This window comes from Dokdonia pacifica, from assembly GCF_900188275.1.
Classification (GTDB): domain Bacteria; phylum Bacteroidota; class Bacteroidia; order Flavobacteriales; family Flavobacteriaceae; genus Dokdonia; species Dokdonia pacifica.
Map to the genome: position 1 here is coordinate 101,031 of NZ_FZNY01000006.1, position 15,255 is coordinate 116,285.

The 15,255-nt window shown below is 35.5% G+C and carries 16 protein-coding genes; 3 read left to right on the top strand and 13 right to left on the bottom strand.

From position 1 onward, the window contains the following. Positions 1-8: 8 nt before the first annotated feature. The 5 genes from CHB80_RS17055 to pyrE form a co-directional block, all read right to left on the bottom strand. The gene (locus CHB80_RS17055) at positions 9-962 is read right to left on the bottom strand and encodes a transketolase family protein (protein WP_089372721.1); all 954 of its coding nucleotides are present in this window, start codon (positions 960-962) and stop codon (positions 9-11) included. Further along, positions 959-1,678, bottom strand: coding sequence for a hypothetical protein (locus tag CHB80_RS17060; RefSeq protein ID WP_143337170.1), 720 nt, complete (start codon positions 1,676-1,678; stop codon positions 959-961). Before CHB80_RS17060 ends, CHB80_RS17055 begins: the two co-directional genes overlap by 4 nt. Before the next feature lie 2 nt (positions 1,679-1,680). Beyond that, complete coding sequence (locus CHB80_RS17065) at positions 1,681-2,526, bottom strand: transketolase (protein WP_089372723.1); 846 nt, start codon at positions 2,524-2,526, stop codon at positions 1,681-1,683. Between the two features lie 113 nt (positions 2,527-2,639). After that, positions 2,640-3,035: an SRPBCC family protein gene (locus CHB80_RS17070; RefSeq protein ID WP_089372724.1), complete on the bottom strand. Its 396-nt coding sequence runs from the start codon at positions 3,033-3,035 to the stop codon at positions 2,640-2,642. A gap of 23 nt (positions 3,036-3,058) precedes the next feature. Continuing rightward, entirely contained in the window at positions 3,059-3,697 is a 639-nt protein-coding gene (gene pyrE, locus CHB80_RS17075) for an orotate phosphoribosyltransferase (protein ID WP_089372725.1), read from the bottom strand. A gap of 7 nt (positions 3,698-3,704) precedes the next feature. Here pyrE and CHB80_RS17080 point away from each other — a divergent pair, with 7 nt between their 5' ends. Further along, positions 3,705-4,328, top strand: a complete 624-nt coding sequence (locus tag CHB80_RS17080; protein WP_089372726.1) for an NUDIX hydrolase — start codon at positions 3,705-3,707, stop codon at positions 4,326-4,328. On the opposite strand, the gene CHB80_RS17085 is transcribed toward CHB80_RS17080, so the two are convergent. From CHB80_RS17085 to CHB80_RS17120, 8 genes are all read right to left on the bottom strand, one after another. Then, complete coding sequence (locus CHB80_RS17085; protein ID WP_089372727.1) at positions 4,296-6,050, bottom strand: M14 family metallopeptidase; 1,755 nt, start codon at positions 6,048-6,050, stop codon at positions 4,296-4,298. The two genes, CHB80_RS17080 and CHB80_RS17085, sit on opposite strands and share 33 nt — an antisense overlap. Before the next feature lie 153 nt (positions 6,051-6,203). Further along, the gene (locus CHB80_RS17090; protein ID WP_089372728.1) at positions 6,204-8,507 is read right to left on the bottom strand and encodes a T9SS type A sorting domain-containing protein; all 2,304 of its coding nucleotides are present in this window, start codon (positions 8,505-8,507) and stop codon (positions 6,204-6,206) included. A gap of 119 nt (positions 8,508-8,626) precedes the next feature. After that, positions 8,627-9,280: a uracil-DNA glycosylase family protein gene (locus CHB80_RS17095; RefSeq protein ID WP_179218215.1), complete on the bottom strand. Its 654-nt coding sequence runs from the start codon at positions 9,278-9,280 to the stop codon at positions 8,627-8,629. 10 nt (positions 9,281-9,290) lie between these two features. Further along, complete coding sequence (locus tag CHB80_RS17100; protein WP_143337171.1) at positions 9,291-10,019, bottom strand: hypothetical protein; 729 nt, start codon at positions 10,017-10,019, stop codon at positions 9,291-9,293. Between the two features lie 78 nt (positions 10,020-10,097). Further along, positions 10,098-10,553 carry a hypothetical protein gene (locus CHB80_RS17105; RefSeq protein ID WP_089372731.1) on the bottom strand — a complete coding sequence of 152 codons (456 nt, stop codon included), beginning with the start codon at positions 10,551-10,553 and terminating at the stop codon, positions 10,098-10,100. 222 nt (positions 10,554-10,775) lie between these two features. After that, a complete protein-coding gene (gene yaaA, locus CHB80_RS17110; RefSeq protein ID WP_089372732.1) occupies positions 10,776-11,540 on the bottom strand; it encodes a peroxide stress protein YaaA in 765 nt (254 codons plus the stop codon). A gap of 209 nt (positions 11,541-11,749) precedes the next feature. Further along, positions 11,750-12,787, bottom strand: a complete 1,038-nt coding sequence (locus CHB80_RS17115) for an RluA family pseudouridine synthase (protein ID WP_089372733.1) — start codon at positions 12,785-12,787, stop codon at positions 11,750-11,752. Then, positions 12,774-13,391 (bottom strand): PASTA domain-containing protein, encoded by a 618-nt coding sequence (locus tag CHB80_RS17120; protein WP_089372734.1) that lies wholly within the window; start codon positions 13,389-13,391, stop codon positions 12,774-12,776. Before CHB80_RS17120 ends, CHB80_RS17115 begins: the two co-directional genes overlap by 14 nt. 190 nt (positions 13,392-13,581) lie before the next feature. On the opposite strand from CHB80_RS17120, the gene CHB80_RS17125 reads away from it, so the two are divergent. After that, positions 13,582-14,562 (top strand): D-alanine--D-alanine ligase, encoded by a 981-nt coding sequence (locus CHB80_RS17125; RefSeq protein WP_089372735.1) that lies wholly within the window; start codon positions 13,582-13,584, stop codon positions 14,560-14,562. A gap of 173 nt (positions 14,563-14,735) precedes the next feature. Further along, a complete protein-coding gene (gene coaD / locus CHB80_RS17130) occupies positions 14,736-15,227 on the top strand; it encodes a pantetheine-phosphate adenylyltransferase (protein ID WP_089372736.1) in 492 nt (163 codons plus the stop codon). Positions 15,228-15,255 lie beyond the last annotated feature (28 nt).

A 15,255-nucleotide genomic window follows, 5' to 3' on the forward strand; every position in this document is an offset into this window, starting at 1 on the left:
TACATTCTTTATTTTCTAGTAATCGCTTTCTTTGAAGCTTTTACAATAGCTGCGGCATTAAGTCCGTATTTTTCCATAAGTTGTGCAGGAGTTCCACTTTCCCCAAAGGTGTCTTGTGTAGCAACAAACTCTTGAGGAGTTGGATGTGATGTCGCTAATGTTCTCGCAACACTTTCTCCTAATCCTCCTAAGAAATTATGCTCTTCGGCGGTAACGATGCATCCTGTTTTCTTTACAGAAGCAATGATAGCTTCTTCATCTAGCGGCTTGATTGTATGTATATTGATCACATCGGCAGAAATTCCTTCTGCATGTAATGTTTTAGCAGCTTCTAGTGCTTCCCATACAAGATGTCCTGTAGCGACAATAGTTACATCATTTCCTTCCTGTAAGTGTACTGCTTTTCCAATTTGAAAATCTTGATTTTCTGGAGTGAAATTGGCTACTTTTGGGCGACCAAAACGTAAATATACAGGTCCTTTATGTGCTGCAATAGCTATCGTTGCGGCTTTGGTTTGATTATAATCACAAGTATTGATAACAGTCATCCCAGGTAGCATTTTCATAAGCCCTATGTCTTCTAAAATCTGATGGGTTGCACCATCTTCTCCAAGGGTTAATCCTGCATGAGAAGCACAGATTTTTACATTTTTTCCAGAATAGGCAACACTTTGACGTATTTGATCATAGACACGTCCCGTAGAGAAGTTGGCAAATGTTCCAGTAAATGGAATTTTACCTCCTATAGTCATCCCGGCAGCAAGACCAATCATGTTTGCTTCGGCAATACCTACTTGAAAGAAACGTTCTGGATGATTTGCTTTGAAAGCATCCATTTTTAAAGATCCTGTAAGATCTGCACAAAGTGCCACTACATTTTCATTGGTTTTTCCTAGAGCTTCTAGGCCTGCACCAAATCCTGATCGAGTGTCTTTGTTTCCTGTGTTTTCGTATGTTTTCATTCTGAGATTTTAAAGCTGTTATTGATGCTTATTTTTAAAGGTGTATCATCTACGCTAATAGCACGGAGTAATACATTATCTGATTGATCTATTATAGAAAGAATAAGCCCATCGGGAATTTGTCCCTGAATATCACCTTTACTATTGGTAGATGTTAGCATAAGTTGAAAAAAACTTTGGAATAAATTATTGTTGTCCATTGCTTTAGATTCGTCTAGTGCTAATTTGATTATACTTTTATTTTCTATATCTGGATAGATTTCATATACTGGGAAAATGTCGCCATTCATATCATATGTACGACTTGTTTGTCTTGATTCTAAAACGACAACTTCATCAAAGGCATCATCTTGTGTTGTTGTTTCTGACATGATTAATTGGATATCCATATCCATAATCATATTTAAAGAACCTAAATATAATCCTATAAGAAATTTACCTTGTTCACTAGAATACACAAAATGAGCTGCTCCATCAGGAACGTCTTTTATGCTAGGAAGAATTTCTCCTGCAAATTCTTGAGCTAGCCCTTTATAATCAGACCACAAATATTTTCCATTTTTTTCAAAACCAACAGTAATGGTGTCTTTTGCTCCCTTTTTTGCATTATCTATCACATATTTAACTGTGTAGTCAATGGTGAACTCATGATTTTGGGATTGCCCCCAAAGTGTCATGGAATATAGAAAGCTTACTAAGAATAATAGTGATCTCATGATTAGTAATCTCCTAATGTTTCTGCGTTTTGAGCAAGACCTGTAGCAAGTTGCTCATCATTAGGTGCTTTTCCATGCCATGCATGTGTATGCATCATAAAATCAACACCGTTCCCCATAATGGTATGCATTAATACACAAACAGGTTTTCCTTTTCCGCTAAGGTTTTTTGCTTCTTGTAATCCTTGAACTACAGAAGCCATATCGTTTCCTTTTTCAATATCTAAAACAATCCATCCAAAAGCTTCAAACTTTGCTCTCATGCTTCCTAATGCAAGTACATCATCTGTACTTCCATCTATCTGTTGTCCATTAAGGTCTACAGTAGCAATCACATTATCTATATGATTTGCGGCAGCATACATAATAGCTTCCCAGTTTTGTCCTTCTTGTAACTCTCCATCTCCCATAAGGCTATACACTTTATGACCGCAACCATTTAGCTTTTTTGCTTCGGCAGCACCTAATGCAACGCTGAGTCCTTGACCTAAAGATCCAGAAGCTATTCTAACACCCGGAAGTCCTTCATGTGTAGTCGGGTGTCCTTGTAATCGAGAATCTAGTAATCTAAATGTATTAAGTTCTTCTACAGGGAAATAACCAGATCTAGCTAAAACACTGTAAAAAACAGGAGAGATATGACCATTTGATAAGAAGAATATATCTTCTCCTAATCCGTCCATATCAAATCCTTCTTTGCGATCCATAATTTCTTGGAAAAGGGCTACAAAGAATTCTGCACAACCTAAAGATCCTCCTGGATGACCAGAATTTACTTTATGTACTTGTCTTAAAATATCTCTACGTACTTGTGTAACTAGTGCTTCGAGCTTCTGAATATCTGCCATTAGAATAATATATTATTTTGATGTTCAAAAATACTTTATTTGCCTCCGACAGCCTATATAGATACTAGGAGGTTATCAACTAATATGAATAAATAGTAAACAATTTTTAGTCTTTATTGACCAATACGGTCCATATTTGTAGCTAACGTTTCAATAAATTTAGTGATTGGTCCTTTGATCATCATAGACATCATAGGATTAAAACTTCCTTCAAAAATTAATTTAACTTCACTTTTCGTGTCTTCTATCTGAGTAATATTTCCCGTAAGGGTAAATGGTAATTTATCACTAGCAGCACCTAAAACTACTTTAGAATGTGGAACTCCTTCTTTAAGATCTAATACAATTTCTGGCATTCCTTTTAGAGCAAAAAGAAAACGTGTATCGTTAATTTTTTCAAATTTTGTGTTTTCTGGCATCAGTGCTTCAAAATTTTCAACGTTCATTAAAAATTCATAAACTTCTTCGGCAGATTTGTCAACTACTTTTGTTGGACTTTCTAAATTCATTTGGCTATTTTTTTAAATAGGTGTTATCCCCAGGTTGCTGGATCTTTACGCCAGTTTTCTAATGTTATTTGTTCTTTTTCTGTGATGTAATTTGTGTCTGCTGCTTGCTCTAATAAGTGTGAATAATCACTTAAAGTATGTAAATCTACATTTGCTTCTTGAAAGGCAGAGACACTTTTTTCAAAACCATACGTAAAAATGGCAAGCATTCCTTTTACGTTTGCGCCTGCTTCTTTTAGTGCATCTACTGCTTTAAGACTACTCATTCCTGTACTGATTAAATCTTCTATCACTACGACAGAGCTACCAGATTCTAAATGTCCTTCTATTTTATTTTGACGTCCATGCTTTTTTGCTTCGGGACGTATATATACAAATGGTAGGTTTAAATAGTCTGCAACAAGCATACCAATACCAATAGCTCCCGTTGCAACACCAGCAATGGCGTCTGGTTTGCCGTATATACTTTCAACTTGCTTTGCCATCTCTTGATGTAGGTAATTGCGTATTGCAGGATATGATAGGGTAATTCTATTATCACAATAAATAGGAGATTTCCATCCAGATGCCCATGTAAAAGGGTCTTGTGGTTGTAATTTTATTGCATTAATTTGCAATAATAATTCGGCAGTTTTTTTTGCCGTTTCTTTGTCTAAAATCATACTGCAAATGTATAAAGTTTTTGTGAATGATATTCCTATAATTCTATCTACAGAAAAAGAGATTGGGAATAATTATAAATCGATTCCGCTTAAGAAGGTTAGGCTGAAAAGAATTATAAAGAAAATGATCAATGGAGAGCTCATCTATGTGAATCTATATCACAAAAAAGAAGAAAAGCTACTGAAGTTTCTTAAAAAGAAATTACCGGTTATTGTTGCTGGTGGAGGACTCGTATATAATTCTAAAAAAGAGATTCTTTTTATTTATAGAAATGGAAAATGGGATTTGCCTAAAGGTAAAATTGAAAAAGGGGAAGATATTCAAACGTGTGCAATTAGAGAGGTAGAAGAAGAAACAGGAGTTTCGGATATCCAATTGAAAAAATTTATCACAAAAACGTATCACGTCTTTAAGCGTAATGGAAAGTTTCGATTAAAGGAAACCTATTGGTATGAAATGTATACCGATTATAATGGTGAATTGACACCTCAAAAAGAGGAAGGGATCAAAAAAGCCAAATGGAAAGATTTCCAAAAAACGCAAGAAGCTTTAGAAAAATCGTATAATAATATCAAACTTCTTTTTCCAGCAGCTTATTTAACGAAGCATCCTAACGATCGGGTATCGTAAGTGTGCTTTTTCATAATTAGGTGATTTTTTATGGATCCAAGCTAATTGTGCATACCAGTTTTGCGCAAAGGATGGTTCGGATGCTTTCTTAGCTTCAAATTCAGCTTTGATATCAGGATTCTGGTGTAAGAACTCCAAGGCTTTGTCTTCCCAAACATAAGGAGAGAAGCCTTCTTTTTGCTGGAGAATAGTGTCAAAAAAGTTCCAGTTGAAAAAGCTGTCATTTGCTTCAGGTTCTAGTGTTTCTAGTAAATAGCGTAATCCTTTTTTATTTTTTTCTAAGAGTACCATATATCCATCTCTTGGAATGGTAACTTCTTCTTGTGTTTTTCTTACCTGAGTACCGTAATGTGGATAATGACCTTCATATGGGTTTCGGGAGGTTTGGTAACTGTCTATATGATAGACCTCAGCCATAAATGTAGTGTCTTTTTTTAATTGCTTAAACCGAATGTTATTTTCGCGTAATTTTAGCACAATATCTCGATAGCCTCTCGGAATGAAATAGGCCTTAGGAATGGTAACTTCTTTAGTGGGCTTAAAGTAATTGTAATAGGTGACTTCTTTTGTAAAGGGTTTGTCTCTATTATATTTTAAACGCTGTTTTCCTGTGATTTCGCTTGGTATCATTTCACCTTCATATCCTAAGAAGTTCAGGGTAGATGTTTGCGTGCTATCTATGGCGTATGCTAGTGGGTAGGTATCCGCTTTCGCGAAAGCGTTAAAAGCATCTTTACGTAAAACTTTGATCTTTTCTCCTTCCTGAGCAGTTACTTTCAAAGCACTTTTCATCAATTCATACGTGCCTTCTACTCTAGATTTATAAGGCTTAAGCATATGAGTTTCTACCATTAAACCGATGGTATTCCATAGGGTAGTGTAGCCTGTAGAATATCTAGGATGATCCATAAACTGACTAAATCCTTTTTCTGGTGTACGGTTAAATACATTCACATACGGGGTAATATCCCAGTTTTTTGATTTTAAATCTAGCTCTAATTTTGGCTGAAAATCTTGATAGGTATAATCCCCTAACACGCCTCCTAGTTTGTTGTGTTGTGTAAATAGATGTGTGAGTGTGTATTGGTAATCGGCTCCATTACTCACATGATTGTCAATAAAAACATCTGGTTCTACGAGATGAAAAACCTCTGTAAATGCTTGTGAGTTTTTAGTGTCATTTTTTATAAAATCACGATTGAGGTCATAGTTTTTTGCATTGCCTCTAAAACCATAAGCTTCTGGGCCATTTTGATTTGTTCTTGATGTACTGTTTCTAGTAAGAGCACCCCCTATGTTATAAACAGCAATTGCACCTACCCACGTATTTTGAGGGGCTTCTATAGTTCCTTGTGCTAAATCACGCATGAGCATCATTGTGGCATCAATCCCGTCAGATTCTCCTGGATGAATCCCATTATTAATCAATACCCGACGTACATCTTGATCTTCTGAAAATTCACTCTCTAGTGTACGACTAGGATTAAAAGTAATGAGCGTTAATGGTTTTCCAATATCTGTAGTTCCTACTTCATAAGTTTTTATAGAAACATAGGCATTGTCTAAATCTTTGTAAAACTGAATTACCTCATCGTAGGTGGGTGTTTGAGTACCTCCACTTTTTTCAAAAGTAGTTGTAAAATCAATATTTTCAGGATTGTCTACAGATTTTGAACAGGAGAATAGTGCAGCTATAGATAGAAGGTAAAATGCGTATTTCATCTATTGAGTAAAAGGTTGATTGATGCTGTGAAGATACGGAATGTGCATCAACATTTTTTTATTTTAACGTTGTTGCTTATATCTATATATCGTATTGCAAAAAAAATCCCAAGACTGCAAGTCTTGGGATTTTAACAAAGGAAAACGCTTCCCTTATTGTTTTATAATACGTTTTACAGTACTACTAGTAGCAGTCTCGATACGAACAAAATAAATGCCCGATGCATAGTTTGAAATATCGATCTGTCTCTCAGTAAAATTGTTGTTAGTTGGAATAGACTGTAATATACGTCCATTCATATCTATAACGCTCATTTGAGTGATAGATGGAATTCCTGTATAGGTAAGGGTAACAATATCTTTAGCAGGATTTGGATAGATGCTAATCGTATCTTCCAAAGTTTCATCATCTACACTTAAAGAAGATAATACAGTAATATCAAATGTACATATAGATTCATTACCAGATTCATCTGTTGCTGTGAGTGTAACCGTTTGTACGGTGTTTTGATCTAAGATAGTTCCCGCAATAGGATCTTGTGTAATGGTCACTTCACTACAGTTATCACTTGCAGATACAGTCGCTGTAAAGTCATCTAGCGGTACCGTAGAATTTCCTTCTTGATTTACTTCAAAATCTCCAGGGCATCCTATAAAGAAAGGCTGTGTTTCATCTAGGATAGTGACATTAAATGAACAGCTTAAAATAGAACCATCATTTCCTTCTACTTCATAAGAATTGGTTGTTGTTCCAGCAGGGTATAGATCGCCGCTTTCTAATCCAGCAGTTTGCACAGGAGTATTAGATGTTCCTGTAGCTGTTGGAAAATCAAAAGTTGCAATAGCATCACAAGCGGTACCTACAAAGGCTATTTCTGCAAATCCAGCATCGTCATCTCCATAATTACTAATTACTTCTAAACGGATAAAAGCTGCTTCTGTGGCCATAAAACCAAACTGTTCTGGTCCTATAGGTCCATTTTCAATGACTTGAGAAACAAGTGTAGGACCATTAGGAATTACGGTAAAGTTTGTACCGTCGAGCGAAGATGATAAAACAATCTCTTGAATACCAGGTTCTCCTTCAACACCTGGGCCTCCATTATTTTGATTCCATATAGCAACTCCATTCAGCATGAATGTTCCTCCTAAATCAAAATCAAAACTACCAGCTACTTCGTTTTCACTTACAAAAGAATTACCTGGCGAAGTATCGTCATGTGTAGCATCTACACTTGGGAATTCAGAAAGTCCTGATCCATCTATAAGTGCTTCTGGTAAGGTGCCAAAACCTGGGGTATATGTTGTTGTTACGCCTACAGGAACAATACTAGGGTTATTCACTACTTCAACATCTTCAGGACATAAAATCGCAAAAGAGACAAAAGTCATACAGAAATTATCAAGTGTTCCGGCCTCACTACTACTAAAAACATCAATGATTGTTAAGGTCCAGTCTCCATTTATTTCTTCTCCCATAAATGTATCTGCAAATGTTCCTCCTTGCGGTTCAAAAATTCCTGTAAAAGGAGCAGATGTTGCATTAATAGGGTCGCCACCATCTTGAAAAACCGTATCGGTATAGTTGTTTCCACTACCTCCATTTTCATTAGATAAGATTAGGGTAGTTCCCATAGGTGAGGTTAAATTTATATCTAAATCACCTACAAAAGTATGGGTGATATCTAGCATTAGGCTTTCTATAGAAAACTCATTACCTATTGTTCCATTTTCTGCAACAGTAATTACAGAAGTAACGGTGTCTCCTTCATTTGAGCCATCAGGATCAATAACTTGACCTGTAGGTCCACATACTGTAAAAGTTTCATTAGCTAATGAATAACGTATCGCACTTATGCCATCTAACGGGATGGGATCATTAAATGCATATTGATAGACAGTAGTTTCACTTACCACACCAATAGATGCGCTTTGCCCATAGTTGAAATCTGGATCATCAAAAAAGACATCTTCATAGACAAAAAGAATATCGTTTGTTGTTTCAAATAATACTACTTGAAATGTAGCTGGATCAATTTCTGTTTGCCCTGGGAAATGAGGTCTGTCTTCCCATTGTATGATCACACGTCTTGCGGGTGCTGTACCTCGTACTTCCCAGTATACATCACCAGTCTCATCATCAAAATCATCCCAAAAAGGAACAATTCTAGGAGATTCCCCATCTAATGGTAAGTTGCCAGCAAATAAATCACCTTCGGTGACTCCATATAAGATACCACCGTTATTTCCAATTCTAAGATCTGAAGAGATTTGCCCATCCAGATTGAATTCAAAAGGAATTACAATATTTTCTTCTCCATCATCTGTAAGGCCTAAAGCAGTACCGGTTGTACTAATATCTTCAAACGGAGTGGTGTCTGTATCATCCACCATGAGTTGCCCGTAGGAAACCATATAAGTGCATAATAAAAAAAGTAGTAGGGTAATTTTTTTCATAATATGTAATAGATTTAGGTAGGATAAAACTACTGAATATTTTTAAATAAGTGACCTACAGTAGTAAAGAAGTAGCTGTTTCTTAAAAGAAAAGGAAAATTTGATATTAAAAATTGTACTTAAAAAAATGGAGTGTATTGTAACACTCTAAAATCAATAGTAGTGAATTTGGGATTTTCACTTTTCATTTTTTTATAAAGCGCTAAACTACCTACCGCTCTATTGGCTGCTCCCGAAGGTGCTGTCAAGGAGACTGTTTTTATTGTCCGTCCTGCCCATATAAATGAATGTATACGAGGTACTTCATTAGAAAGTATATGAAGTGGGACATTTTTTTCTTTTGCCTTTCGGCGAAAAAAGTATTCGGGGCCATTTTTACTGTTTCCTCCGGTGAATAATAAGGTGTCAACGTTAGGATATGCCTCTAGGTAACCAAAAATATCTCGTAATTGAACGTTTTGCATTCCGAGATCTGAGGCATCTATTTTTGTCCTTTCTGAAGAGGCTACAATATCACAAACCCCTATTTTTCGCGAAAGCAAAAAATGCTTGCGTTGCTCAATCGCTCTATGGGTGTTTTCATACACAAGTCCTAAATCAAATATTTTATCTAAAATAGGCCATAACTGACCATTGCTACTTCCGTAACAAAAGTCTACATCTTTATCATTTAAAGCTCCTGTTGTAAATCTAGGAGGTGGTAAGGTGCCTACAATGAGTTTGGTGGCCCCTTCTAAATTATAAGGTTCGTATGGGTGTGTATGAAGAAAAATAGACATTTATTTAGGCTGTGAGTTCGTCATACAATTTATGGATCTCTACAAATGTGGCTTTATGTAATCGCTTATTAGGTTTGGTCATATAATTTCCTTCAGTTCCTAATTCTTCCAGCAATTCTTTTGCTTCTTCCAGTTTGTTATTGTCTTTGTAAAAACGAGCTAAAATTAAACGTTCTTCATAATTAGAATACCGCTGATCTATTTTTTTTAGAATGACCTCAGCTTCTTGATCTCTTTCCATTTTTGATAATGATAGACCGTATAAAAACTGTGCTTTAGAAGTTTCAAACTCAGGTTTGTCTTTAATAACTTGAGCGGTATTAATAGCTTCTTCATATGCCTGTGTGTAATAATAGGCTTTTAATAGTTGTGCCGTACCATAATAATCTTCACTGTGACTTCCAGTTAATGCTTCTTCATAATTTTTGATGGCATTTTCTAAATCATTGATTTCGGTATAAGCATCGGCGAGATCTAATCTGTTTTGGTAGGTGTCTGAAAAGGCAACTTTAGCTTCTAAGTCTTTGACTTTTTTTGTTGGATTAATAACTGCTGTAATTTCTTTCTGAACAATTGCTACATCTTTCTGGGTAAATACTTGTGTGATTAAATAGATAATAGATCCTAAGCCAGGTGCAAAAAGAATGATAAAATACCAATACAATTTGTTACGAGTTGTATACGCATGGTACAAGCAATATATCTGAATTCCAATAACTAAGTAATAAAGCATATCTCAAAAATAAGGAAAGGAAGTAGATAAACAATCTATAGAGGAAATATACTAGATATTTACATTTGTTGTATATTCTTAATCTAGTTGGGATTTTTGCATTAAATAATTGAAGAAAGCCTTGTCTCTTTTTCGTTCGCTTGAAACGGGAAATCCTATTTCAATACTATCTTTTGTGTAAACAGTTATATAGCTATCTTCAAGGAAGGAGTCGTCATATTCAACATCTAAATGAATGATTTCATTAAAGGGAACAATTGTCTTTGGTTCTTCCCAATCTTTGCAGTATACTACAAGCTTTCTGTCGGTAACAAAGTAAAGCCCTTCCTTAATATCTAAAAGACCATCAGAATAAAAGTATTTTATCTCTTCGTTATTTTCTAAAAGATTAAGCGCCTTTACTTCTTTTACATATTTCTTAGGCATTTGATTACCTAAATAGACAAAAGTGTCTGGCGAATCACAGCTGTAAAGGAAAAATATACTGGTAATAACTAATAGAAATTGTAATAGCGTAGTCTTTTTTAATTTCATAAAGTGTTGTTTTGAATGATTCATAGTATCAATAAAATATTGATACTAAAATAGGTATGCTATACTGCAAAACAAATAACGATAATCTTATTGGAAAATCCTTATTTAATTTATAATGGATTGCTTTAATACTATTAATGATGTGATTCTTGAATACTATACATAAAAATAGCTGCTTCTTACGAAGAAACAGCTATTAGAAATAATAATATATGAGATGTGTTAGCGTATGAAAACCAACTCATTTTTCTCTAGATTAGAATGCTCCTCACTAAATCCGTAGCCTTCATAATCAAATCCTTTTAACCCTTCTAAAGTAGTAATGTCTTTATCTATGATGTATCGTACCATCATACCTCTTGCTTTTTTAGCAAAGAATGAGATCACTTTGAGCTTGTCATTTTTAAAATCTTTAAAAATAGGAGTGATCACAGGTACTTTTAAGTTTTTAGGTTGAATCACTTTAAAGTATTCATTACTTGCCAAGTTGATAAATAACTCATTATCGGCGAGTTCTTCATTTAAATGATGGGTAAGGATGTCTCCCCAGTATTTATATAGATTTTCTTTACGGCCTACTTTTAATTTTGTGCCCATTTCTAGGCGATACGCTTGCATTAAATCTAAAGGTTTTAAGATACCATACATTCCAGAAAGAATGCGTAATGTATCTTGAAGTTGGTCTAATTTTTCTTCAGGCAAACTATATGCATCCAAACCGTTGTACACATCTCCATCAAAGGTATATACAGCAGGGCGTGCATTTTCGGTAGTGAAAGGGGTATTAAAATCTAGTGTACGTTGCTTGTTAAGCTCTGCAAGTTTATCACTGATGTGCATTAACTCTCCAATGGCCTTTTTTGATTTTCGCGAAAGCGCACCATTTAGGGTACTCGCCTGTTCTAGAAAAGCAGGTTGTGTAGCACGTGTAGTTGGAATTTCTGATTCAAGGTTTAGTGATTTGGCAGGAGATACAACAATTTTCATCTATTCAATTTTTATTTTCTTTCTTCTCTTCAAAAATAAGAAATCTCTGCCTGAAAAGAACGCATATAAGATAGATTGTATGTACGTTGGTATAGAGGGAAGTTATAGGTTTAGGAATCGGTAATTTCGGTACGCTTTCGCAGAAAAAGCGAAGGCACTCAATCATCTTGATTTAAATCTATGTTTTCTTTTCTATATTCTTTAAAAAATCACTGCTGATGCGTAGCATATCCTTTCCACTTAGCGATACAAGCCGTCATATCTTCAGGAACAGGTGCTTCAAAACGCATAAGTTTTCCAGTGGTTGGATGCACAAAACCTAGTGTTTTTGCATGTAGTGCTTGACGAGGTAACACTTTAAAACAATTATCTACAAACTGCTTGTATTTTGAAAAAGACGTTCCTTTCAGAATGGCATTCCCTCCATAACGCTCATCATTAAATAGTGTATGGCCTATATATTTCATATGCACTCTGATTTGGTGCGTACGTCCTGTTTCTAATTTACAAGCTACAAGGGTTACATACCCCAAGCGTTCTATTACTTTATAATGTGTTACTGCAGGTTTGCCTAGATGAGCATCGTCATCTTTGTATACTGTGTTTTGTAATCTGTTTTTAGGATGGCGCCCTATATTTCCTTCTACAGTGCCTTCATCATCTTCTACATTTCCCCAAACCAAAGCCACATACTCACGCTCTGTTGTTTTATCAAAAAACTGTTTAGATAAATGTGTCATTGCTTGTTCTGTCTTTGCAATCACAAGCAACCCGCTAGTGTCTTTATCGATACGATGTACAAGACCTGGGCGATCACTACTATTGTTTGGTAAGTTGTCAAAATGATAAATTAATGCATTGATCAAAGTGCCAGAGTAGTTTCCGTGTCCTGGATGTACTACCATACCCGCTGCTTTATTTACAACCAGTACGGTGTCATCTTCATATACAATGTCTAATGGAAGATCTTCTGGGGTTAATAAATACTCATAAGGCGGATGCTCGAAGAGCACACGTACTACATCATTTCCTTTGACTTTGTAATTTTGTTTAACAACCTTTCCGTTTACCTGTATGCTTCCATTTTTTGCCGCTTTCTGAATTTTATTACGAGTTGCATTTTCTATAAAATTCATAAGGAATTTATCCACACGCAGCGGTTCTTGTCCTTCACTGGCTGTAAAACTATAATGTTCGTATAGCTCGTCGTCTTGTGGTTCAGGTCCTATAGGACTAGTTTCCTCCATCCGTATCGTTGTTTTGAGAATCACTATCGTTGTCACTTACACTAGATCGGTACGATCCTTTTCCATTTCCTAAAACAAGATCTATCGTAGCTGTTTTTTGAAGTTTATCTCCAGGTTGAATACGTTTTCCCTTGTGATACATTTCGCGCAATTCATTCTCACCTATATAATCGACAAAGGTGATTTTTCCGATCTTAAAACCAAGAGATATTAAGGTTGGTTCGGCTTGTCTACGTGTTTTACTTATCACATTAGGAATTGTGATTTTACGATATCCAGATGGGTTTAATACCAGATAAATCTGTCTGTTTTCTTTTACAAATTTACCAGCAGCAGGACTTTGTTCTATCACAGAAAATTTAGGGTAATTAGGATTGTAATTTGCACTGTCCATAATAAAAGGACGTAAGTCTGCATTACTTAATTCTTGCTCTACCACATCAAGTGTCATCCCTTTAAGGTCTGGAACTGCGATAAGCTCATCATGATTGGTAGTGCTTCCTAGCCACCACTTTACAATAAAGATAAAAACAACAAGTATCAATAGGGCAAGACCAAGTTGTTTTAGAAAAGTCTTACTAAACAGAAAACGAAATATACTCATAGGGTCATTAGGTTAGTGTAGCAAAGATATAAAATTGACTGCCTTTTGATAGCCTACTTCGTATCTAGTATTTTTGATATTCATTATGACAACGTAAATAACTGAATTTTCTTTTAACGTGTCTCTATAAATTATACTATTTTTAGGTAATAATTCTATATATTTTAAAAACAGTAGAACTCTTTCTTTTATGTCAAAAAATGTTGCCGTTCTCATGGGAGGTTATAGCAGTGAATATGAGATTTCTATTCAAAGCGGAACCACAGTTGTCAATGCGTTAGATCCTGAAAAATATACCGTATATGCCATCCATATATTAAAAGATAAATGGATATGTATGTATGAAGGAGAAGAGTTTTATATGGATTTGGGAGAATTTAGCGTCTTACTTCCATTTGGGAAAGTATATTTTGATGTATGTTATAATACCATTCATGGTACTCCGGGTGAAGATGGAGAGATTCAGGCGTATTTAAAGATGATGGGAATTCCACAAACCAGTTGTGATTTTTATCAAAGCGCCCTTACATTTAATAAAAGAGATACCTTGAGTGTGTTGCGTCCTTACGGGATTGATATGGCGCAATCTGTATATATCAATAAAGGAGATGTGGTAGATGACGCTTTCGCGAAAGCTATTAAAGAACGCATCCAATTTCCATGTTTCGTAAAACCTAACCGAGCAGGATCTAGCTTTGGGATTAGCAAAATATATAACGAAAAGGGACTCGCGCCTGCACTCGAAAAGGCCTTTGCTGAAGACGATGAAGTTCTCATCGAATCTTTTTTGAGTGGCACCGAAGTTTCTGTAGGTGTCTGCACCTATCAAGGAAAAACCAAAGTATTGCCTGTTTGCGAAATTGTATCAGAAAACGACTTCTTTGATTACCAAGCCAAATATGAAGGCAAATCTCAAGAAATTGTACCCGCACGATTAAGTGACAATCAAACTGAAAGTGTGCAATCCCTAACTGGCGCTATTTATGAAGTATTAAAATTGAAAGGCATCTGCCGTATAGATTTCATTTTCCATAATGGGAAACCGCACTTTGTGGAAGTAAATTCGAATCCTGGGCTCTCTCCAGAAAGTATCATCCCAAGACAAGCGAAAGCCGCAGGGATTTCCTTAACAGATTTGTTAGGAGAAGCTATTGAAGCGGCGATGGGGTAGCGAGTAGTCGGTAGTTTTTAGTTGGTAGCCTTGGGTAGTTTTGAAATACATAATTTGATTCAAATTCGTCGCTCATTATTCGTCGTTCGTCGTTTTCCCTTCTTTCTTCAGTATAAACAGATCATTCCTCAAAAATAAAACGCTATCATCTATAAATTCCGTATTTTTAATCTATGAGAAGAGCAGTTTTTCCAGGATCTTTTGATCCTATCACTATAGGACATTACGATATTATAGAACGCGGTGTAACTTTATTTGACGAAGTGATTTTAGCCATAGGTGTTAACTCCGCAAAGAAATATATGTTTTCGCTAGAACAACGTCTTAGGTTTCTAGAAGAAACTTTTAAAGATGAACCTAAAATCAAAGTGATGAGTTATAAAGGACTTACTGTTGATTTTTGTAAAGAACAAAACTCAGAGTTTATCTTACGTGGCCTACGAAATCCAGGAGATTTTGAATTTGAAAAAGCCATTGCTCATACCAATAGAAAACTCTCTGGTATAGAAACTGTTTTCTTGCTGACTTCTTCAGGTAAAAGTTATATCTCCTCTTCTATTGTACGAGAAGTGATTCGTTATGGAGGTGATTGCTCAGATTTAGTTCCTGAAGTAGTACGCCCATGCGCCAATGATATCTGGGTGAAGGAACATCAAGGGAAGTAAAGAAATAATTTAGATAGTAAGAGGTTCA

Coding starts and splice junctions, on each gene's coding strand:
- CHB80_RS17055 (WP_089372721.1), bottom strand. CDS start 962: ATGAAAACATACGAAAACACAGGAAACAAAGACACTCGATCAGGATTT.
- CHB80_RS17060 (WP_143337170.1), bottom strand. CDS start 1,678: ATGAGATCACTATTATTCTTAGTAAGCTTTCTATATTCCATGACACTT.
- CHB80_RS17065 (WP_089372723.1), bottom strand. CDS start 2,526: ATGGCAGATATTCAGAAGCTCGAAGCACTAGTTACACAAGTACGTAGA.
- CHB80_RS17070 (WP_089372724.1), bottom strand. CDS start 3,035: ATGAATTTAGAAAGTCCAACAAAAGTAGTTGACAAATCTGCCGAAGAA.
- pyrE (WP_089372725.1), bottom strand. CDS start 3,697: ATGATTTTAGACAAAGAAACGGCAAAAAAAACTGCCGAATTATTATTG.
- CHB80_RS17080 (WP_089372726.1), top strand. CDS start 3,705: ATGTATAAAGTTTTTGTGAATGATATTCCTATAATTCTATCTACAGAA.
- CHB80_RS17085 (WP_089372727.1), bottom strand. CDS start 6,050: ATGAAATACGCATTTTACCTTCTATCTATAGCTGCACTATTCTCCTGT.
- CHB80_RS17090 (WP_089372728.1), bottom strand. CDS start 8,507: ATGAAAAAAATTACCCTACTACTTTTTTTATTATGCACTTATATGGTT.
- CHB80_RS17100 (WP_143337171.1), bottom strand. CDS start 10,019: ATGCTTTATTACTTAGTTATTGGAATTCAGATATATTGCTTGTACCAT.
- CHB80_RS17105 (WP_089372731.1), bottom strand. CDS start 10,553: ATGAAATTAAAAAAGACTACGCTATTACAATTTCTATTAGTTATTACC.
- yaaA (WP_089372732.1), bottom strand. CDS start 11,540: ATGAAAATTGTTGTATCTCCTGCCAAATCACTAAACCTTGAATCAGAA.
- CHB80_RS17115 (WP_089372733.1), bottom strand. CDS start 12,787: ATGGAGGAAACTAGTCCTATAGGACCTGAACCACAAGACGACGAGCTA.
- CHB80_RS17120 (WP_089372734.1), bottom strand. CDS start 13,391: ATGAGTATATTTCGTTTTCTGTTTAGTAAGACTTTTCTAAAACAACTT.
- CHB80_RS17125 (WP_089372735.1), top strand. CDS start 13,582: ATGTCAAAAAATGTTGCCGTTCTCATGGGAGGTTATAGCAGTGAATAT.
- coaD (WP_089372736.1), top strand. CDS start 14,736: ATGAGAAGAGCAGTTTTTCCAGGATCTTTTGATCCTATCACTATAGGA.